The organism is Gimesia panareensis (assembly GCF_007748155.1).
Taxonomy (GTDB): domain Bacteria; phylum Planctomycetota; class Planctomycetia; order Planctomycetales; family Planctomycetaceae; genus Gimesia; species Gimesia panareensis.
In genome coordinates this window covers 2,296,614-2,317,737 of the sequence record NZ_CP037421.1, presented here as the reverse complement: position 1 = coordinate 2,317,737, position 21,124 = coordinate 2,296,614, and the positions used below count along the sequence as shown (strand labels likewise).

General features: G+C 55.7%; 13 protein-coding genes. 7 read left to right on the top strand and 6 right to left on the bottom strand.

Features of this window, described 5'->3' with window-relative positions; translation table 11 throughout:
- The first annotated feature begins 55 nt into the window (after nucleotides 1-55).
- From Enr10x_RS08595 to Enr10x_RS08580, 4 genes are all read left to right on the top strand, one after another.
- Entirely contained in the window at nucleotides 56-625 is a 570-nt protein-coding gene (locus Enr10x_RS08595) for an antibiotic biosynthesis monooxygenase (protein ID WP_145109216.1), read from the top strand.
- A 308-nt stretch (nucleotides 626-933) separates the two neighbouring features.
- Nucleotides 934-2,301: a DUF1501 domain-containing protein gene (locus Enr10x_RS08590; protein ID WP_145109219.1), complete on the top strand. Its 1,368-nt coding sequence runs from the start codon at nucleotides 934-936 to the stop codon at nucleotides 2,299-2,301.
- Nucleotides 2,302-2,389: 88 nt separating this feature from the next.
- On the top strand, nucleotides 2,390-4,888 hold the full coding sequence (locus Enr10x_RS08585; protein ID WP_197997536.1) for a DUF1549 and DUF1553 domain-containing protein: 2,499 nt from the start codon (nucleotides 2,390-2,392) through the stop codon (nucleotides 4,886-4,888).
- A 119-nt stretch (nucleotides 4,889-5,007) separates the two neighbouring features.
- Nucleotides 5,008-7,362, top strand: coding sequence for a PPC domain-containing protein (locus Enr10x_RS08580; RefSeq protein WP_145448784.1), 2,355 nt, complete (start codon nucleotides 5,008-5,010; stop codon nucleotides 7,360-7,362).
- 2 nt (nucleotides 7,363-7,364) lie between these two features.
- Here Enr10x_RS08580 and Enr10x_RS08575 read toward each other — a convergent pair whose 3' ends face one another.
- From Enr10x_RS08575 to Enr10x_RS08550, 6 genes are all read right to left on the bottom strand, one after another.
- Nucleotides 7,365-8,189: a c-type cytochrome gene (locus Enr10x_RS08575; RefSeq protein ID WP_145448783.1), complete on the bottom strand. Its 825-nt coding sequence runs from the start codon at nucleotides 8,187-8,189 to the stop codon at nucleotides 7,365-7,367.
- Between the two features lie 120 nt (nucleotides 8,190-8,309).
- Nucleotides 8,310-9,359 carry a DsrE family protein gene (locus Enr10x_RS08570; RefSeq protein WP_145448782.1) on the bottom strand — a complete coding sequence of 350 codons (1,050 nt, stop codon included), beginning with the start codon at nucleotides 9,357-9,359 and terminating at the stop codon, nucleotides 8,310-8,312.
- Between the two features lie 53 nt (nucleotides 9,360-9,412).
- Nucleotides 9,413-10,663 (bottom strand): NAD(P)/FAD-dependent oxidoreductase, encoded by a 1,251-nt coding sequence (locus tag Enr10x_RS08565; protein WP_145448781.1) that lies wholly within the window; start codon nucleotides 10,661-10,663, stop codon nucleotides 9,413-9,415.
- A 2-nt stretch (nucleotides 10,664-10,665) separates the two neighbouring features.
- Complete coding sequence (locus tag Enr10x_RS08560; protein WP_145448780.1) at nucleotides 10,666-10,863, bottom strand: hypothetical protein; 198 nt, start codon at nucleotides 10,861-10,863, stop codon at nucleotides 10,666-10,668.
- Between the two features lie 10 nt (nucleotides 10,864-10,873).
- Nucleotides 10,874-12,322 carry an MBL fold metallo-hydrolase gene (locus Enr10x_RS08555; RefSeq protein WP_145448779.1) on the bottom strand — a complete coding sequence of 483 codons (1,449 nt, stop codon included), beginning with the start codon at nucleotides 12,320-12,322 and terminating at the stop codon, nucleotides 10,874-10,876.
- Nucleotides 12,322-13,203: a sulfite exporter TauE/SafE family protein gene (locus Enr10x_RS08550; RefSeq protein ID WP_145448778.1), complete on the bottom strand. Its 882-nt coding sequence runs from the start codon at nucleotides 13,201-13,203 to the stop codon at nucleotides 12,322-12,324. The genes Enr10x_RS08555 and Enr10x_RS08550 overlap by 1 nt, the downstream gene beginning before the upstream one ends.
- A 479-nt stretch (nucleotides 13,204-13,682) precedes the next feature.
- Between Enr10x_RS08550 and Enr10x_RS08545 the strand changes: the two genes are divergently transcribed.
- The 3 genes from Enr10x_RS08545 to Enr10x_RS08535 all read left to right on the top strand — a co-directional run bounded on the left by Enr10x_RS08545 (nucleotide 13,683) and on the right by Enr10x_RS08535 (nucleotide 21,120).
- The gene (locus Enr10x_RS08545; protein ID WP_145448777.1) at nucleotides 13,683-16,679 is read left to right on the top strand and encodes a DUF1553 domain-containing protein; all 2,997 of its coding nucleotides are present in this window, start codon (nucleotides 13,683-13,685) and stop codon (nucleotides 16,677-16,679) included.
- 10 nt (nucleotides 16,680-16,689) lie between these two features.
- A complete protein-coding gene (locus Enr10x_RS08540; protein ID WP_145452628.1) occupies nucleotides 16,690-18,141 on the top strand; it encodes a DUF1501 domain-containing protein in 1,452 nt (483 codons plus the stop codon).
- A 135-nt stretch (nucleotides 18,142-18,276) separates the two neighbouring features.
- Nucleotides 18,277-21,120, top strand: coding sequence for a PSD1 and planctomycete cytochrome C domain-containing protein (locus Enr10x_RS08535; RefSeq protein ID WP_232093266.1), 2,844 nt, complete (start codon nucleotides 18,277-18,279; stop codon nucleotides 21,118-21,120).
- Nucleotides 21,121-21,124 lie beyond the last annotated feature (4 nt).

The following is a 21,124-nucleotide window of genomic DNA, read 5'->3' as shown; positions in this document are numbered from 1 at the left end:
CAATTAGCTGCCTTATCACATCGACCTCGTTTAACTACAGGAAAGCATTGGACGCATGCGCGCAACTGACTCCGACCCCGTCACGATGGTTGTGACGGCGCACCCTGCTCCCGGGAATGAAAAAGAGTGGGAGCAGACCTTAACAAACACCATTCAGGCTTCACTGAAATTCCCCGGCCATTTGGGGACAACTGTTTTGAAACAGGAATCCCGTTCCCGCCCCACATACCAGATCGTGCTGCGGTTCGACCGACTGGAGAATCTGGAACGCTGGAAGAATTCCCCTGAGCGGGAGCACTGGATCTCCCGCCTGCATGCGCTCGAACACTGCCCCCCTGTGATCACACATAACACCGGGTTGGAAACCTGGTTCGAATTTACCCATCACGATGAACATCAGCCGCATCCACCCAAATACAAAATGGCGATCATTATCTGGATCGCCGTCTATGTGAGCATTATTCCGATCATCAATCTGATTCGTCCCTTTACCAGTGAGCTGCATTTTCTGATTGGAAGTGCGATCACCACCTCCATCACGGTTCCACTGATGACCTGGGTGATGATTCCCTGTCTGAGCTGGTTGCTGCAGAAGTGGCTCTATCCCGACGCAAACCGCTCGTAAAACCCTGCGAGTATGATTCCTGTAAACCCAGCTTGATACTTGCCTTAGCCCAGATTATTCAAGTTGTTAGTATTGTGATGTTCCTGGACGAACCGAGAGATTGAATTCGCCGTAAAGTCTGCTCAGAACGGAAATTCCCTTGTAGCCTCGTTTTGATCATGTATAATATATAATCTAGACGATACATATTATGAGCTATTGACTTACGAGCACTCTCGCCCGTTACCGGTGCTCTTCCTGTTTTCAGGAACCCGCCCTTTACCACCTGCCTACATTCGGCGAGATCACAACCAGCAAGGAGCCCTGCGATGTCGTTACAGCACCTGCGTTGTCCCGGACCAGTTTCAAGACGAAGTTTTCTGGAAATGGGTTCTCTGGCGTTAGGGGGAATTTGTCTCAGCGACCTGTTAAGGCACCGCGCATTGGCTGCAGAGGCGCAAGCCAAACCCCAGGCAGCTACCCCTGACACCTCAGTCATTCTGATCTGGCTGCAGGGTGGTCCGAGTCATATCGACATGTATGACATGAAGCCCGAAGCACCGGATACGATCCGCAGTCCCTTCGAGCAGATTCCGACCAACGTGCCCGGACTCGATATCTGCGAGCATATGCCCGGCCAGGCGCGCATCGCTGACAAATTCACACTGATTCGTTCGATCACACACAGTTGGAACGGACACCAGGATGGCGCACAGCGTTTCCTGACCGGTTACAATCCACCCCGCCCCGCGATGAATGAAAATGTCTATCCATCGATGGGCGCGGTCGTCGCCAAGTATCGCGAAAAGATGGATTTCGGCGTGCCGAACTATGTCTCGAGCTATAACGGCGGTATTCAGTACGCGGGAAGTGCTTACCTGGGCAAAGCCGCGAATCCGTTCGTAGTCAGCGGCGACCCGAATGCGGACAACTTCCAGGTGAAGAACATCTCTCCCCCACCGGAACTGGCTGAATCGCTGGATAACCGGGCGGCACTGTTGAAAGGGCTCGACAATTTCCGCCGCGAACTGGATCAGTCCGGTTCGATGGATTCGCTGGACAAGTTCAACCGACAGGCACTGGGGCTCTTGACCAGTGAGAAGGTCCGGAGTGCCTTTGATATTTCGCAAGAGCCGGATCACATCCGTGATATGTATGGTCGCCACACCTGGGGGCAGCGTGCCCTGCTGGCACGACGCCTGGTCGAATCGGGTTGCAGTTTTGTCTCGATGGTCATGCAGCGATCCGGGGTCGGAAAATCCTCTAACTGGGACGATCACGCTGTCAACTGGCACATTTTCAAAGAACTCGAACTGCGTCTGCCCATTTACGATAAAGCGGTCACCGCCTTAATCGAAGACATCTACCAGCGCGGACTGGACAAGAAAGTGATGGTCGTCGTCGCCGGTGAGTTCGGTCGGACGCCCAAAATCAACTTCAACCGCGGAGTCGGTCGTGGTCACTATGCCAAAGCACAATCGGTGATTGTTTCCGGCGGTGGTATGAAGATGGGACAGGTGATCGGTTCGACCAACGACAAAGCGGAAGAGCCGAAAGACCGACCGCTGGATCCCAACGATCTGCTGGCCAGCATCTACCACTACCTCGGCATCGATGCACACCATCCTTACTACGACCACGCCGGACGTCCTACCCGCATTCTGGCATCGGGCGAACCGATCAGCGAACTGATCTGATCCCGGAGCCAGCACGGAGCCAGCACGGAGATCTATCGATTCTTAGAGAGACAATATGCAAGGCCGTGATGGTCTTGAGGGGGCATTCATGTATTTTAGAAACATTTCAGTCTGTGGGTTCTTACTCACTCTGACTCTGTTCTCTGTCTCAATCGCGCAGGCTGCCGAGAAAACGGCTGCCGCGTCAACACTACCATCCTCCAGCGAAATGCAGGAACTGCAGTTTGAACACGCGCAGCAGACCCTCGCGGACCGATACTCACGCCTGCAACTGCAGGTGGTCGGCATCGATGAACGCGGACGGAAATCGGATCAGACGCGGAAGGTCACTTTTCAGGCCACGCCTGCCGACAAGGTCTCAATCGACGAACGGGGACGTGTGACTCCATTGGCTGGCGGACAGGTGACAATCACCGCCCGCGCTGTTTCCGGAAAGACTGCCCAGACCCGGATCACGGTCCATGAATTGACAGACACCGCTCCCGGATTCAAAGACCGCGTCATGCCGCTGCTCAGCAAATACAGCTGTAATACCTGCCACGGGAAGCCCCGGGGGCAGAACGGTTTTGAACTCTCGCTGTTCGGTTCGGATGCCGCTAAGGATTATAACTTCATCGTCAAACAGTCTCGCGGGCGCCGTATATCCCAGGCACTGCCTGCAGAAAGCCTGCTGCTCCGCAAAGTGACGTCCAGTATCCCGCACGGGGGTGGCAAACGGTTTGCCGTTGGCTCGGTCGCCTGGCAGACCATGCACGACTGGATTCAGGGGGGCGCACCGGTTGGGAATCAGTCGGATGTCAAAGTCGCGAAGATTGAGGTTCTCCCCTCCGAGCGGGTCATGACACTGGAAGGGGAGCAACAGCTCTCAGTTATCGCCCACTACACCAATGGTTCTGTCGAAGACGTGACCCATCTGGCAATTTATCATACCAACGAAGACTCCATGGTCGAAATCGATGAAACCGGGCTGGTGAAAGCCCAGGATCGCCAGGGAGAATTCGCGATTGTCGTCGTCTATGGCGGTCAGGTCGGTGCCTTCCGCGGCATTATTCCATTCGGTTACCCGGTGGAAGAACAACAGAAGTCGAACAACCCGATTGACAAAGCGGTTCTGGCCAAACTGGATCGGCTCGGGATTCCCCCTTCTCCGCGCTGTTCTGATGAAACCTTTTTACGACGCGTGACGATTGACCTGGCAGGTCGCCTGCCTTCACTGGAAGAAACAAACGCCTTCAAGGCAGACCAGAGCTCCGACAAGCGGAACCGCAAAATCGATGAACTGCTCGACAGCCCGGAATATGCCGATTACTTCGCCAGCAAATGGATTCACCTGTTGCGCAACGCCCGCAGTGCCCCCGAACATCGCCGCGGGACGTTTTCTTTCCATCACTGGATTCGCGAGAGCTTTCGGCAGAACAAACCCTACGATAAATTTGTCCGCGACATCCTGACCGCTTCCGGTGACGTGACACAGCATCCTCCCGCGACCTGGTATCGTGAAGTCTCCAAAATGGAAGATCAGGTCGAAAACATGTCGCAGATCTTTCTGGGAGTCCGGATCACCTGCGCCCGTTGTCACCATCACCCGTTTGAGAAATGGAGTCAGCAGGACTACTACCAGCTGGCCGCCTTCTTCTCCCAGGTGGATCGCAAGATCAGCGTGGACGGCAACCCGACCTACTTCGAAGAGCGGATCTTCCACAAACGGGGCGTCGCCCAGGTGAAACATCCCGCTACGGGAGAAAAACTGAAACCGGCGGGACTCGGCGCGGAGCCTTTAACGATTCCCGCCGATGATGACCCGCGACACAAGCTGGTCGACTGGATGGTCGATCCACAGAACCCGTATTTCTCTACGGTGCTGGTCAACCGCTACTGGAAACACTTCTTCGGTAAAGGAATTGTCGATCCGGAAGATGACCTGCGGGAGACCAATCCTCCGTCCAATCCGGAACTGCTGGAAAGCCTGCGCCAGGAATTCATCGCCAGCGGCTACGATTTGAAACAGCTGGCGCGTCTGATCTGCCAGTCCGATACTTACCAGCGCAGCGTGGAAACGAACGACTATAACCTGGAAGACACGCAGTTCTTCTCCCGTTTCTATCCCCGCCGGATGAATGCGGAAGTCGTATTGGATGCCATCGATCAACTGTTAGGCACCAATACTTCTTTCTCGCGACTGCCTCCCGACATGACGGCGGTCCAGTTGCCCGACAGTGCTAAAAACTTTTCCAATGAATTTCTGCAGCTGTTCGGACGTCCGAAAGCACAGTCCGCCTGCGAATGTGAACGTTCGCAGGATGGGGATTTACGTCAGAGTCTGTACCTGTTGACCTCGGCTGATATTTTGCAGAAGCTCTCCTCGTCTAAGAGCAGACCGGCACAACTGGCGAAGGAAAAGGAGAAGACCGAGGCACAGCAGATCACCGAACTCTACCTGCGGGCCTTCAGCCGACCTCCCCGCGCGGATGAGTTGAAACTGGCGACGGAACATCTGCAGAAGAACCCTTACAAAAACAAGGCCAAGGCATACGAAGACCTGCTCTGGGCCATATTCAATACCAAAGAGTTTCTCTACAACCATTAAGCCGAGAGATACTCCCGCGGACAGGCACGTGCATCCCCGGCCCGTCAGTCCGTCAGTGATGATTTAATACCTGGTCTGGTGCTCGAGCCGGACTCCATTCTGAACGGGAACCTGCCCTGATGAGACAGATTCGACAGACGCTCTATTCCTGCTGCATTTTCAGTTGCTGCCTGTTAACAGCGCTGGCGCTCTATCCACTTCCGCAGGCCTCTGCCCAGTTACCAGCGGCCATGCTCTCTTCACTGCAGCCGGTGGGAGCAAATCCGGGCTCCGCAGTGGAAGTCAAAATCACGGGTGTCAATCTGGAACAGGTCTCTGCGCTGCAGTTTTCCCACCCGGGAATCACTGCCGTCCAGAAAATGAAACAGGACCCGAAACAGAAAGACAAACAGATCCCTGTAGCGAATACGTTTCTCGTCACCGTCAAGCCCGATGTTCCCCTGGGCGTGTACGACGTCCGGGCCTTGAGTCATTACGGCCTCTCTTCACCCCGTTCGTTTGTCGTCAGCAATCTCCCCGAAACGGTGGAACAGGAACCGAACGATGACCTGGAACACGCGCAGGAAATGCAGGTCAAAAGCACCACCGATGGTGTGATCACAGGTGGCGACTATGATGTCTACCGGTTTCAAGCGAAACAGGGGCAACGATTGCTGATTCTGTGCGAAGCGAAACAGATCGATGCGTTCTGGGAACCGATCCTGACGCTCTATGATGCCAGCGGTAAACAGATCCAGGAAGCCCGCGATCCGACTTTTCACGACCTGATCCTGGATTTCACTGCTCCCAAGGATGGTGAATATAGTGTGCGGGTCCATGATCTGCTGTATGCCCAGAATCGCTATGTCGGCGGGAACAACAATCCCTGCTATTATCGCCTGACGATCAACGATGCTCCCTACATTGATTATGTCTTTCCCCCTGCGGCTAAAGCCGGAACGCAAACCAGCTTCACTCTGTATGGTCGTAATCTGCCGGGAGGCAAAGCGACTGCTCAACTGCTGCCCTGCGGCAAGCCTCTGGAAGCGTTGACCGTGGAGATCGATGTCCCGGAAACAGCCCCTGCGAAACCGGCCATTGAGACATTTCAACGTCTGCGGTTTGGTTCGATGGTCGCTGCACCTTCTGACAGCATGGAAGGGTTCGCGTATCGACTGCCTGCTGAAAATGGCCCTTCCAATTCCGTGTTCATCGGCTTTGCCACTGCACCGGTGGTCGCGGAACAGGAACCCAACGACACATCGGAGTCGCCACAGATGGTCAACGTCCCCTGTGAAATCGCCGGACGATTCGCGACTGTCGGAGATCGGGACTGGTATGATTTTGAAGCGAAAAAAGGGGACGTGTATCAGATCGAAGTCCTTTCACAACGACTGGGTGTCGGCACCGATGCCTTCCTGGTGCTGCAGCAGGTGAATGCTGACGGGACTGCAAAAGACCTGCAGGAAATCGACGATCAGACCCTGGCGGGTATCGGACGCAGAACCCGTGTGCTGAATGTGGGAAAGTATTCATTTAACTCCAAGACCGATGATCCCGGGTATCGCTTCAAGGTACCCGCTGACGGGAAGTACCGGATTCTGCTGCGGGATATGTACTTCATGACTCGCGGAGATGACCGCTTTGTGTATCGACTTTCGATTCGCAAAGAGCAGCCTGACTTTCGTCTGGTCACCGCAACCCATTATCCCGAAGACCTGGGGCCGCAAAACCGGAACCGCGAGCCCTGGTCGACGCTGCTGCGTCGTGGCGGCGTTGAGCGGATCGATGTGCTCGTTTATCGCTGGGACGGCTTTACAGGTGATATTCGACTGCACGTTAAAGGACTGCCCCCCGGAGTGACCTGCGAAGAGACGACCGTGCGTCCCTATCAACAGACCGCGGCTTTGATCTTCAAAGCAGACCAAAGTGTAAAAAACTGGCAGGGACCGATTCAGGTCATCGGCGAAGCAGTTATCGACGGCAAGCAGGAAACCCGCGTTGCGGAGGGAAGTGCCGTTATGGCCCTGGGCCGCACCGCCCGGTTTGTGCCCCGCTCCCGACGGACACGCGAGACGATTCTGTCCGTCACGGAAGAACAGGCGCCCTGCCTGGTGACGATTGGTGCTGGCAAGGTCTGGAAAACTCCAGCCGACACGAAGATTAAGGTTCCCGTACAGGTGACGCGGTATGGTGATTTCAAAGGCGCAGTCCAGTTGATACCGGTCGTGAATCCAGACAAGATTTCGTCCAAGGTCATGACCATTCCGGCGGATAAAGACAGTGGAGAAGTTGAGATCGTCGTAGATAAAAGGGCGATCACCGGGCCGCATCAGATGGTGTTTGAAGTCAAGACCGACGTGCAATACAGCAAGATCAAAGCGGACGGCACTCCCGGTTCACCCCGCAAATTGAGCATTCGCATACCAACGACGCAGATCAACGTGCAGGTGGAGCCGGTGCCGACCGGAAAACAAGAGAAACCCGCGACCTGAGCTTACCAGTCGTAGACACCGAGTCGTTCCGCGGGGGGTAGATGCTCTTTGAGGATGAAGTGCGGTCGTGGATGCGAGTTCACATACGCTGCGATGTCCAGGGCTTCCTGCTCGGTCAGATCGGTATCGTCCGGCGGCATGGAGACTTTGAGCCAGGCAGACAGCTTGTCGTTCCTGCTCAAACCGGCGCCGTCGTTGTAGGATTGTTTTCCCCAGACCGGCGGGCCTTCGGTTGTACCCGCGCCTGACGCGCCGTGGCAGTCGGCGCAGCGATCTTCGTAGAGTTTCGCGCCCCGTTTTTCTTCAGCGAGTTCTGCTTTCCGACTGAGAGACGGCACGTGACGCGGACCGAGTGGTTTCTGATGATTCATCCGGATCTCTGAACCTGAAGAGAGCCAGGTAATATAGGCTGTGATGGCGACGGAGACCTTGCTCCCCAGGGGGGGACGGATCCCATTCTGGCTCCGCATGAAACAGTTCAACACCCGATCTTCCAGCGTAATGACCCGTTTTTCACGTGGTGACCAGGCAGGGTAAGCAGCCGCGACGCCCAGAAAACTGGCTGCGCGGGCATCGGTTCCGTTTTTGAGATGACAGGATGTGCAGTCGAGTGCATTGCCGACATATTGCTTCGAAAGCGGATGTTCGTGAGTGCGCGCGACAAGTTCCTGGCCCAGCTTGACGATTTCGCCCAACTCGCCGGGAGGATAGGCTTCCGGAATGAGAGGCTTTTGAGTGACTTCGGTGCTTTGTTCTGCAGGCAATGTTGTCAGCAGGAATACCGTCAATAGACCGAGAACCGGTACCGTCAGCCAGCGTCGTTGCATCGTCTTCTTTCTCTGAGTTGAGATACAGTTGAGGATAAGTGGGCGCGCATTGTCACTGCTCCGGGCATACGTCTGGGATTATACGCAACGCGGGGCTGGCTGACGGATTTAATTCCGTTTTTATTTCAGAGGCACATAGCCGTAGCCGTCGGCCTGCAGATTGACGAGTGAGGTGAGTGCGGAGACTGCGACATCGGTGAATACGACCACCTGGTCCGGCTTGCCCCCTTTACCGACCAGGGACTGGCCGCAGACATAGATCTGCACTCCCGCTTCATGCAGTTCATGCAGGCAGTCGAGATTCGGATTGCTTTTGGTATCGAACCGCTCTGCATAGGCGTCATCATTCAGCGCACACAGGGTGGCATCGCCATGCAGCACGACGGCAATCTGCGCCGCTGCGGGCTCTTTGCCGGCTCCCTGATAGATGTTGACAAACCGGGCTACCTTTTCGATCGAGGGATTCAATTTATCCGCCGGTCCCCCTTTAGTGAGATCGACGCAGATTTTACTCTGTTCCCGTGGCTGCTGAGCCGCGTTCGGCAGCTGCACTACTTTCCCATACTCCTTGATCGCCGGATGTTTGTATTCGAGCGGGGTAGACTCATTTGCTGATGTGGGAACCGGGTGATTCTTCATCGCTTCGGGAAATCCACGTTTGACGAATTCCGAGACGGTTTTCGCGTGCTGCTGAATCAGCTTGACCACATAGGGATTCTCTGAGGTTTCGATCACACGAACTCCCTTGGGGGTATTCTCCGTCACCATTTTGATCTGTTTCGCGTGGCGGAAGAGTTCAGCAAACAGGGGATCCCGCATGCGGATTGGCTGTACCTGTTCCACTCGTTCTTTCATCCAGTAAACATGCTCACGGATTTTGGCTGCGACCTGGGGATCATCCGATTCCGTCAGCGTCTTAACGCCGTTGGGAAGCAGCTGCACGTCACGCCTGACTTTCTGATGGTTAGTCAGCAGGTAGCGGAAGTCGGCATGGTCTCGGTCATGTGCCTGCGAATGACCATTTCCTTGACCCTGACCGACTCCCGCATGACCGCGTCCACGCCCCGGCCCTTTACCACGTCCGGGACCTCGCTGCGCAAGTGCCGTTCCTGCGATAACACAGACCAGCAGCAAGGCGATTGCATTCCGTACATAATTTGTTTTTTTCACTTTGACGCCCTTTCCATTTCAATCAATTGGGATCGCGCAGATCGGTTGCGAGTCTACGCCCGGCCTTTCAACATGCCTTTCCAGTAGAGTAAAGGCAGAAAATATTTTTTCAGAACCCACATGCTCCAGCGCTCTTTCGACTGATCGAAAGGAAACGTTTCGTTGGGATGTTTGTCGTAGTCGAATTCCGCCAGTACGAGTTTGCCATACCCGGTGACCAGGGGACACGATGTATAGCCGTTGTATTTCGCCGTCAGCGGTTTGCCGTCAATTGCAGATTTCAGGTTTTTCACAGCCACCGGTGCCTGTTTACGGATTGCGGCAGCCGTTTTGGAGGTCGGCAGGTTACTGCTGTCCCCCAGGGCAAAGACATTGGGATATCGCACATGTTGCAGCGAATATTTATCGACATCGACCCAGCCCTTTTCGTCAGCGAGCGGACTATTCGCGATAAACGCCGGCGGTCCCATGGGAGGCGTCACATGGATCATATCGTACTGAATCGAAGTCTCTTCACCGGTTTCCATATGCCGGAAGATGGCTTCTTTCGTCTCTGTACTGATAGCAACCAGTTTCTGATTGAAGCGGGTATCAATATTTTTGCGTTTGATGACCTGCTCCAGTGTTTTCCGGTATTTCTCCACGGCAAAGATACTGCCACTGCCCGAAGCGAAGATGATATGCGTTTTATCGCGGACCCCGGATTTGCGGAAATAGTCGTCTGCCAGATAGCAGATCTTCTGAGGTGCACCACCACACTTGATGCCGGTTTCCGGCTGGGTGAAGATCGCGGTGCCCCCTTTGAAATTGCGGATATTCTCCCAGGTACTGCCGACTGACTCGAAGGAGTAATTGCTGCAGACGCCGTCTTTTCCGAGTGCATCCTGCAAGCCGGTAATGGCATCCCACTTGATACCGATACCCGCACAGACCACCAGGAAATCATACTCGATCGTCTGTCCGTCGCGTGTCTTGAGACGGTTCCGTTCCGGATTGAAGGAGACGACCGCGTCTTTGATCCATTTCGCTTTGGGGGGAATCACAGAGGCTTCGTCGCGACGCGTCTTTTCCTGGCGATAGGTGCCTCCGCCAACCAGGGTCCAGGCGGGCTGATAGAAATGATTCTCCGACGGGTCAATAATGGCCACATCGTAATCACTGAACCAGCCTCTGGTCAGTTTGGCGGCGACAGTGATCCCTGCACTGCCACCACCGACAATCACGACCTGGTGATGGACGACGGACTCGGGTCGTTCCTGGACCTGAGCGTTATTCTCAGTTTTTGCAATCACTTCGGAACTCATATTCATTCTCCCTGTTCTGGAAGTCGGGACGTCTGATCCGGATCATGACGTTCACTGGTTTTGGATTTTACCGGCTGAGGGCAGCGCTTCATGCCGCACATGCCGCTCAGACAGGTTTGCATTCCCAGGCGGGGCAGCAACCATAAGTTCAAAACGAACCACAGGGCCAGCACTGCGAGTAGTACTACAAGGTCAGTCATTGTATTTCTCCTATGAACAGGAACCGGATGGATTCGTGGCACAACTGACCGGATTTCCGTTGACGGTTGTGGGGAGCTCCGCTGTCTCCCATGCCTGGTAGCCACCAGCCAGGTTGATGACGTCAATGCCAGCCGCCTGCAAGAGACTGGCTGCAATTGCAGAGCGAGCCCCACTACGGCATTGCACGACAATTGGCTGGTGGCTTTCCAGGGTTGAGAGCATGTCAGGGAAATGTCCCAGGAACCGGTGTTCGGCCTGAGGAATATGCCCCTCGTTCCATTCGGCGTCAGAACGGACATCGAACAGCGTCACGGCTCCGGATTCAATCTGTGGAGCCAGTTCATTTGGTGTTTTGGCATGATAGCTTTGGGTCGCGTCCCCGGAACGGGTGACGGCACTACGCTCAAACCAGCCAGCGATTCGGTCGACACCGATCTTATGCAGGACGCGATACGCTTCAGGCAGATCTGCCGCTTCGGTAATCAGGTAAACCGGCTGATCATAGTCCACCAGCCAACCCGCCCAGGCAGCCAGAACGGAGAGCGGTATATTAATCGTGCCGGGCACGTGTGCCTGTGCAAATTCTGTCGAGGGAGACAGGTCGATCACGGTTGCAGATGAACTGACCAGCGATTCCTGCACCTCCGGCAGCGGTTTGGGCAGTGATACTTTACCGAGTACCAGTGGACCTTCCTTGTTAACCCGTTTCATTACAGCGAAGTACCGGGGTGCTTCGGGTTGGTCTGCGAGGATGTAATTTACAAACTCGGTCTCATCCTCAAACTGCAGCGCCGGATTGAAACGTTTTTCATAGCCGACAGTCGAAGAGGGAATCGCCCCCAAACCTTTTCCGCAGGCGCTGCCTGCCCCGTGAGCCGGCCAGACCTGCAGATAGTCGGGTAACTCTTTGAAACGCTGGGCCGAATGATAGAGCTGCTGCGCGCCGACCGCGGCACTCCCCTGGATGCCGGCCGCTTCTTCCAGCAGGTCCGGACGTCCAATCGAACCGACGAAGACGAAGTCCCCGGTGAAGATGCCCATCGGTTCATCGGCTCCGCCCCCCTGGTCGGTCAGCAGAAAGGAGATACTTTCCGGGGTATGTCCGGGAGTGTGCAGGACGTCAAAACGAATTTTCCCGACCTGGAAAGTATCTCCCTCTTTCAACAGCTGAGTATCGTATTGGGCCGCGTATTCGTATTTCCATTCCGCTGGACCTGCGTCAGAAACGTACAGTTTTGCTCCGACACGGTCAGCCAGTTCCCGGGCACCGGAAACATAGTCGGCATGAATGTGCGTTTCAGCGACACCGATCAGGTTCACGCCTTCCCGCTGTGCCATTTCGAGGTACTGCTCGACATCCCGCCCCGGATCCACCACGATCGCCTCTTTGGTTTTCTGACAACCGACCAGGTAAGAAGCATGGGCCAGTTTCTGATCGTAAAAATATTTCAATAACATCACTGTTCTCCCTGAAGTGTTAAAGTGGCAATCCTGTTTTGAGCGGGAAGCACCGCACTGACGTTGTGAGTCGTGGTCTGGGCCTGTCGAGCTGCTGCAGGAACCAGTTTGCTCCCTTCGTGAACGATGACGAATCCGCCCAGCAGAACCAGAAATCCTGCAAAGACGGTTTTTAAAACATGTTGATTCAGGCGGGCATTCAGCTTGTGTCCCGCCACACTGCCCGCGATGCCGATTAACGTAAAAACGAGAATCGTATGCCAGTTGACGGACATCTGATGTGAGACGAGGAAATGCTCGTACTTCGCGAAGCCGACAGTCGCATTGATAACAATAATCACGAGGCTGGTGCCGATCGCATTTCGCATGGGGAGCTTGCCCAGAATGACCAGGGCCGGCACGATCAGAAAACCGCCTCCGACTCCCACAAATCCGGTAAGCACGCCGACACCAATCCCTTCACAGGCCATTTTCCAGATAGGCGCCCGGTGAGCGGGGAGCTCCAGTGACTCATGTGCCCCCGCGGCACTACGGGCTCTGCGGAACATGACAAAGGCGGCTGCCAGCAGGACAGTGCCGAAGACGACCAGCTGTAACGCTTCTGTGGCGAGCCCTCCCAGGGAGGCGCCCATCAGCGTTCCCAGCATGCCGGGCAGGCCGAAGAAAATCACGCTTCGCCAGTCGATTAATTTCGAGCTGGCGTAAGGAATTGCAGCGGCAATTGAGATCATGCCCACAATCGCCATGGATTCGGCGATCGATTCTTTCGCGCCGTGTCCCACCAGATAGACTAAGATGGGCACCGTAATCGCCGATCCCCCTGAACCGAGCAGGCCCAGGGTCAGACCAATCAGCAGTGAACCAATCAAGATATACGCCATGATGATCTCCGATCCGATTCAGCTCAGACTGACCAGATGGAGATTCCCTCTCCGATTCAAACAAAGGCCAGTCAGATGAATCACACAACATTATATCGGAACATCGCGATATGTCTATATAGTTATTTTGAAATAGAGATCTTTTTCGAGGTATCTGCCTGTGAACTGGACGGACTGAGAGGGCCCTGATTTAAAAAGATTGTCGTCTCCAGCGAATCCCCTTCACGCCCATCCGTCATAAGCAGCTGTAACATAAGGACTTAAAACACACCTGGCAGCCGTTATTCATTTTTCCAGGAGGATGTTTCACTGTAAGCCGCTCCCGGAAAGCCAGTTGCGTATCGAAAAACGACGCTACTGGACACTTAAAGAGGACTGTTTCTGAGGAGAAATTGTTGGAACGTTTCCTGCAACATGGTATAGTAGAGATTTCCTTCCTGCTGACGTAAGTCGTTACACCACAACAAGACAGGTATTCCATGGCACTCCAGCGGTCCCCCCTGCTCTCACTACTGTTCTGGCTGATCTTCCTGCCGCCCAACTTATCAGCCGAGGACCGTCATTTCAGCTTTGAGACTGACATTGCTCCCCTGTTTGCAGAACATTGTGTCCGCTGTCATTCTCCCGACAACACCAAGGGGGGGGTTTCGCTTGCGAGTATGAAGGATCTGCAGGCCAACGGCTATGTGACTGCCGGGAACCCGGAAGAGAGCTATCTGCTGGAACTGGTTACCTCCCAGGACGGTAAGCCCCCGGCCATGCCTCAAGAAACGGCACCACTTTCTGATAAACAGGTAGCCCTGCTCACCCGCTGGATTAAAGAAGGGGCACACTGGCCGAAGAACGTGGTGGTCAAACAGAAGTCTAAAGCGGATGACAGCTGGTGGTCCCTGCAGCCGTTACGCCGTGATTTTGCGGCCCTGAAACAATCAAGCGAAAATCGTGGTCTACAGATCGATGATTTCATCCGACAGAAGCTGTCCGAGCAACAGTTGACATTGAGCCCTCCCGCTGACCGCAGCACACTGATCCGACGTCTGGCGTTTGACCTGCATGGTCTACCCCCGGATCCGGCAGAGGTGGATGCATTTGTAAGCGATCCCGATCCGCGGGCTTATGAAAAGCTGGTCGACCGCATGCTGGCTTCACCCCTGTACGGGGAACGGATGGCGCAGCACTGGCTCGACCTGGCACATTATGCCGATACGCATGGTTTTGAACGGGATAAACGCCGCGACAATGCCTGGCGCTACCGCGACTATGTGATCGCTTCATTCAACGCAGACAAGCCGTATCCACGTTTTCTCCAGGAACAGATTGCCGGCGATGTACTCTGGCCGGAAAACGAACAGGCCACAATCGCGACCGGCTTTCTGGCCGCAGGCCCCTGGGATTTCGTCGGCCAGGTCGAAACCAAAAGTGATGTCTTAAGGCGAGCCGCCCGTTCGCTGGATCTGGACGACATGGCCACCCAGGTGATGACCGCCTGCATGGGCATCACAATCAACTGTGCCCGCTGCCACGATCACAAACTGGATCCGATCACACAGAAGGAGTATTACCAGTTGCGGGCCGTGTTTGCCGGAGTGAAACGGTCTGAACGCGTCGTCAGTGATTCCGCGATCAAAGCATACGAAAGCAGAAAGCAGGAGCTGACGGCGGAACTCAACGACATCGATTACCGGATCAGCAGACTCGAAGGAACTGGAGTGGATCTGGCGGACATCGTCGGGGGCGGCAATGGCCTGGGAACGGGCGCGTTTCGACAGGGCATCGATGCCCGTACCGCCAAAGTACAGACCCGCGACTTTGGTGCACTGGGGAATGTAAAGACCAACCGGTTTGTGTCTGCCGACTTTGAATTCATCGACGGGGTCTTCATTCCGGATGGCCAGGCAGGGAAAGCGAAGATTGTAGTGAGCTCTACCGGAACGACTGTCTCGGGACTGCCTGCAACCACAGGTAAGGCCTGGGACATGATCCGCAATGGCCCGGTCGCCAGTCAGCATTCCCCCGAACTGGACGGGATCAACTTTACCGAGGCGGGACACAGCCTGCTGGGGCTGCATGCGAATGCCGGGATCACCTTTGATCTGGAAAAAATCCGCTCTTCGACGCAACTGACCGATCTGCAGTTCACGGCGAAACTGGGCTACTTCGGCGCTGGTGGTGTGTTCCATGCGGATGTGCGCGTGTTTGTCGACGGTCAGGAGGTCGCGAAATACATCCATCTCAAACGGGACGATGGCCTGCAAGAGCTCAACATCCCCCTCTCGCCTTCCGCCCACTTCCTGACATTGATCGCGACGGACGGCGGCAACGGTTACAGTCACGACCAGGTCGGTTTTGGCGACCCTCGTCTGAAATCTGCGCTCCCACAGAAACGGGAGCCCGCGCAGGAACGCGAACTGAAACAACTCCGCAAACAGAGAGAAGATGTCTCTTCACAGCTCAAGTCACTCGGTCCCCCGCCTCGCTTCTATGGGGTGGTGGCCAACAAAACTTTACCCGACGTGCATCTGCTGGTGCGGGGAAACCCCGAAGCGCCCGACAAAGAAGCATTAGCACCGGCGACATTACACTCCCTGAAGATGCTTGATCCTGAGCTGGGAACGACTGAGACCAGCGAAGGCCAGCGGCGCGCTGCCCTGGCAAAGTGGATTACGAATCCCGAGAATCCGCTGACGCAACGCGTGATCGTGAATCGACTCTGGCTCTGGCATTTCGGCCAGGGAATCGTCAAAACACCCAGTGACTTCGGCTATGGAGGCGGTCGGCCTTCGCATCCGGAACTGCTCGACTGGCTGGCGGGAGAATTGCAGCGGCAGAACGGGTCGTTGAAAGGGGTGCAGCGGCTGATCCTGTTGAGCGATACCTACCGACAGCAGTCACGTGCCCGGGATGACCAACGCGGATATCAGGTCGATGCCGACAACCGTCTGCTCTGGCACCAGAATCCCCGCCGCAGGGAAGCCGAAGCGATCCGGGACGCGGTGCTGTTCGTGAGTGGCAAGCTGAACCGGGAACGGGGCGGCCCCGGGTTCGAGGATTTCCAGTACCAGGATGCCTATGCTCCGATTTATACCTACGTGACGGCAGACAAGCCGGCATTATGGCGACGGAGCATCTATCGTTACCGTGTCCGCACGACGCCCAACCGTTTTCTGACGACGCTCGACTGTCCTGATCCCGCCAACTTGACGGCCCGGCGGTTGACAACCACTACGCCGCTGCAGTCGCTGGCCCTGTATAATAACGATTTCATGTTAAGACAGGCCCGCTATTTCGCCGAACGGATCAAAAAGGAAGCCGGTTCCGCGCCTGTCGATCAGGTGCAGCGCGCGTTTCAACTGGCTCTGGGTCGAAAGCCGAGCCCGCAGGAATCCCGTCTGTCGGTCGATTTCGTCAAGCAGCAGGATCTGTTTGCCCTCTGTCGCTCTCTCTTGAATTCGAATGAGTTTGTCTATGTCGATTGAACCTCAACCCATGCAGAATCTGTTGCAGCAGGCCAGATCACAGAATCCAGGCCCCCTGTTTTCCCGTCGCGATTTTCTGAAGACGACCGGCAGCGGATTTGGCGGAATGGCATTGCTCGCGATGCTGGCGGGCGAAACACGTGCGGAACCGCATTATCCCGCACGGGCTAAACGAGTGATTCAGATCTTCTGCCCGGGCGGGATGAGTCATGTCGACACATTCGACTATAAGCCGACGCTCGAAAAGCGGGCGGGCCAGCCCTTTGATCCCGACGGCAAGCTGCAGTTTTTCGCTTCCAAGCCGGGCAACTGTCAGCCCGGATACTGGAAGTTTCAGCAGCACGGAGAGTCGGGCCTGTGGATGAGCGATCTGTTTCCGAAGCTGGCCAACTGCATCGACGACATGTCGTTTATCTATTCCATGCACAGCAAGACCGCCCTGCATGGTCCCGCCTGTTTCATGATGAATACCGGGTTCACGCTGCCCGGTTTTCCCAGCATGGGCGCCTGGGTGACGTACGGACTGGGAAGCGAAGCGGAAGACCTGCCTGCGTTTGTTGTCTTGCCCGATCCGCGGGGACTGCCTCCGGGCGGGATCATTAACTGGGGCGCGGGCTTTCTGCCTGCGGTCCATCAGGCGACCACACTGGATACATCGAATCCGCGCCAGCCGATCGCGGATCTGTTTCCGCCAGACGACTTTGCAGAGAAGACTCAACAGAGCGAAAAGGCGGGGCTGGACTTTCTGCAGAAACTGAACCGTCTGCATCAACAGTCCCGTTCTGGAAACAGCGAACTGGATGCGCGGATCAAAGCGTATGAAATGGCGGCCCGGTTGCAGTTGAGTGCCCCGGAAGTAACGGACCTGGGCTCCGAGACGAAAGCGACGCGGGCTCTGTATGACGTGGATCATCCGGAAATTGGTCCCTTCGGGCGTCAGTGTCTGCTTGCACGTCGGCTGGCCGAACGGGGCGTGCGTTTCGTGCAGATTTATTGTGGTGCGGAAAATACGACCGCCAAAAAGATTCGCCCCAATTGGGACAGTCACGAAGACCTGGTCCGCGATCACGGATACTGGGGAGCCGTGCTTGATACCGGAGCTGCGGCCCTGTTGCAGGATCTCAAACAACGGGGCATGCTGGATGACACGCTGGTGATCTGTACCACGGAATTCGGTCGACAGCCAGCCGGACAGGGAAAACAGAGTAAGGGTCGCGACCATAACGCGGGTGCGTTTACCAGCTGGCTGGCCGGGGGCGGCATCAAGGGGGGCGTCGGCTACGGGGCCACCGATGAACTGGGCTTCAAAGCGGTCGAATCGCCGGCTTACAGCTATGACCTGCACGCTACGGCCCTGCATCTGCTGGGCATCGATCACACGAAACTGACGTATTATCACAACGGGATCGAACGCCGCCTGACCGACGTGCATGGGCACGTTATTCAGGAACTGCTGTCCTGATGTATTTTTGTCTTGATTGAAGTGCTTGAATGACCTAGAATCTAAATATTGTTAATTAAATAGCCGCGCTTACCAGAAACCTCACCCCCACCTGTCGCCATTAATATGATTTTAAAGCGATGTGCCTTAATTCTGATGCTGCTCCTGTTCGGCTCGTCTCTGGTCAAAACGAGCTCCGCTGAGGAGAAAGCTCCGGTTTTTGAATCAGACATTCAGCCGATCTTTTCCGCCAGGTGTGGCAAATGTCACTGGGAAAAGGTCCGCAAGGGGGGCCTGGATCTCTCGCGCATCGAAGGGCTGCACAAGGGAGGGGAATCGGGCGAATCGTCGCTGGCTGAAACCGTTGATGAGAGCATGCTGTGGATCATGATCGACGGTGGAGGCATGCCTCCTGAGGATTCCCCGCAGTTAACCAAAGATGAACTCGCGCTGATTCGCAAATGGCTCGAGACCGGCGCCCGTGCTGAAAAGCCGGTTCAGCTGGAAGAGGAACAGATCAACCAGCACGATGTGTTGCCGATTGTTCTGCTGCGATGTACCACCTGTCACGGTGCTCAGCTCAAGCGGGGCGGCCTCGACCTGCGCACGCCGGCCAGCATGCAAAAAGGGGGCGAACATGGTCCCGCCTTTGTGGCAGGCAAGCCGGCAGAAAGCCTGATGATTCAGCGGATTGAGAGTCAGGCCTGTCCGCCACGGGATCAGTTGCTGAAATTTTTTGTCCGGCGGCCTCCCCAATCGGAAGTCGACGTACTGAAACAATGGATCACAGCGGGAGCACCAGTCGCGGACATCGCCCCGGATGTCGCCTCTGACAAACCGGATCCGCTGGTAACGGAAGAAGACCGTGAGCACTGGGCTTTTCAGCCCCCCCAGGCCCCTCAAGGTGTGAAGTCGATCGATGAACTGATCCTGAAAGAACTCCAGAAAAACGAACTGAGCTTCTCGCCGGAAGCCGATCGGGACACGCTGATTCGCAGAGCGTACGTCGATCTGATCGGCATGCCGCCCCCGGTGGAAGAATGGAAATACTGGCGGTCGAGCGACGATCCCCACTGGTACCCGACCATGATCGATCAGCTGCTGGCCTCTCCCCATTATGGCGAGCGTTGGGGGCGTTACTGGCTGGATGTCGCCGGTTATGCAGATTCGGAAGGGGGCGTTTCTTCCGACCCACTGCGGGCCGTTGCCTGGAAATATCGCGACTACGTCATTGATGCGTTTAACAAAGACAAACCTTACAATCGCTTTCTGCTGGAGCAGATTGCTGGCGATGAGCTGATCGATTATCAGCAGACGCCCAAAGTGACGCGGGAAATGGTCGACAACCTGGTTGCAACCGGATTCCTGCGGATGGGCATCGACCAGACCGGTTCCCGAACGATGAACTTTGTCCCTGAGCGACTGGGAGTCATCGATGATGCCATCAACGTGATGGGCTCCGGAGTGATGGGGCTGACGCTGGAATGCGCCCGCTGCCATTCACACAAGTACGACCCGATTCCCCACCGCGATTATTACCGTTTCAAGGCGGTCTTTCAGGGAGCCCTGGATGAACATGACTGGCTGACATTCAAGAATCGCTCTCTGGAAGTGGGCACCGCGGAACAGAAGCAACGGGTGAAGCAGACCAATCCGGTTCTCAGCAAACAGCTGAAACAACTCGCATCCCGCCACAAACAGGCAGTCGCCGACCTGCAACTGGAACTCTTAAGACAGCATTACCCGCAGCAGAGCGAAGAGGACCGCCAGAAAACACTACGCGCTCTGAAGGTTGCAGATAATACCCGGACTCAGGAACAGCGGATCCTGGTGGAAAAACTGAGAACGGCCGAGCTGATGCCGGAAGCGGCATGGAATGATGATGTCCAGGCCGCGAAACAGCGGCTCAAGGATATTGAACAGGAGACATCGCGTGTGCAGGCGCAGATGGAGCCGCCACTGACGATTCGTGCCCTGTGGGATCGGGGTCGCCCCTCTCCCACTTACATTTTGAGACGGGGAGAACATGATCAACCGGGCGAACTCGTCGGTCCCGGCGTGCCGGCGGTGCTCGATCCGGATGGAACGCCATTTGAGGTGAAGCCCCCCTTCCCCGAAGGGACCCCCAAGACTGGCCGCCGACTGGCTTTGGCAAAATGGTTAACCCGGGACGACCATCCGCTGACCGCGCGCGTGATGGTGAACCGGATCTGGTATCACCATTTCGGGACCGGCCTGGTCAAATCACTGGAAAACTTCGGCATCAAAGGGGAACGCCCTTCACATCCGGAGTTACTGGACTGGCTGGCGGTCCGGTTTGTCGAACAGGGCTGGAGCATCAAAGATCTGCATCGTCAGATTATGAATTCCAAAACCTATCGGCAGTCGAGTCATATTACGCCGGAGATACAGCAACACGATCCACAAAACCGGCTGCTGTCGCATTTTCCTCTGCGGCGGATGAATGCGGAGGCCCTGCGCGACTCACTGCTGTTCATTTCCGGAAAACTGGATGAAGGAGCCGGCGGTCCCCCCGACTCGGTAAGTGTTGACCAGAATGGCCTGGTGAGTGCGAATGCCACCGCAGAGGGAGGCTGGCGACGGAGTATCTATCTGCAGTATCGACGAACGCAGATCCCCACGATGCTGGACACGTTCGATTATCCTGAAATGGGACCAAACTGCGTGACGCGGAGTGTTTCTACGGTCTCCCCGCAATCGCTGATGCTGATGAACAACGAGCGGGTCCGCGATCTGGCAGTAGCGTTTGCGGACCGCGTGCAGAAAATACTTGCCAAACAGAACGATGAGACACGCGAGGCCCGCGTGAAACTGGTTTACGAGATGGCCCTCTGCCGTCCGCCAAGTCAGACCGAACAAGAGCTGGGCGTCCAGACACTTAAAGAACTGGAGACCAGCTGGAATGATAATTCCCAGGCGGCACTGGAGACGTATTGTCACACGATCCTGAATTCCGCTGCATTTCTTTATATTGATTAAGTAC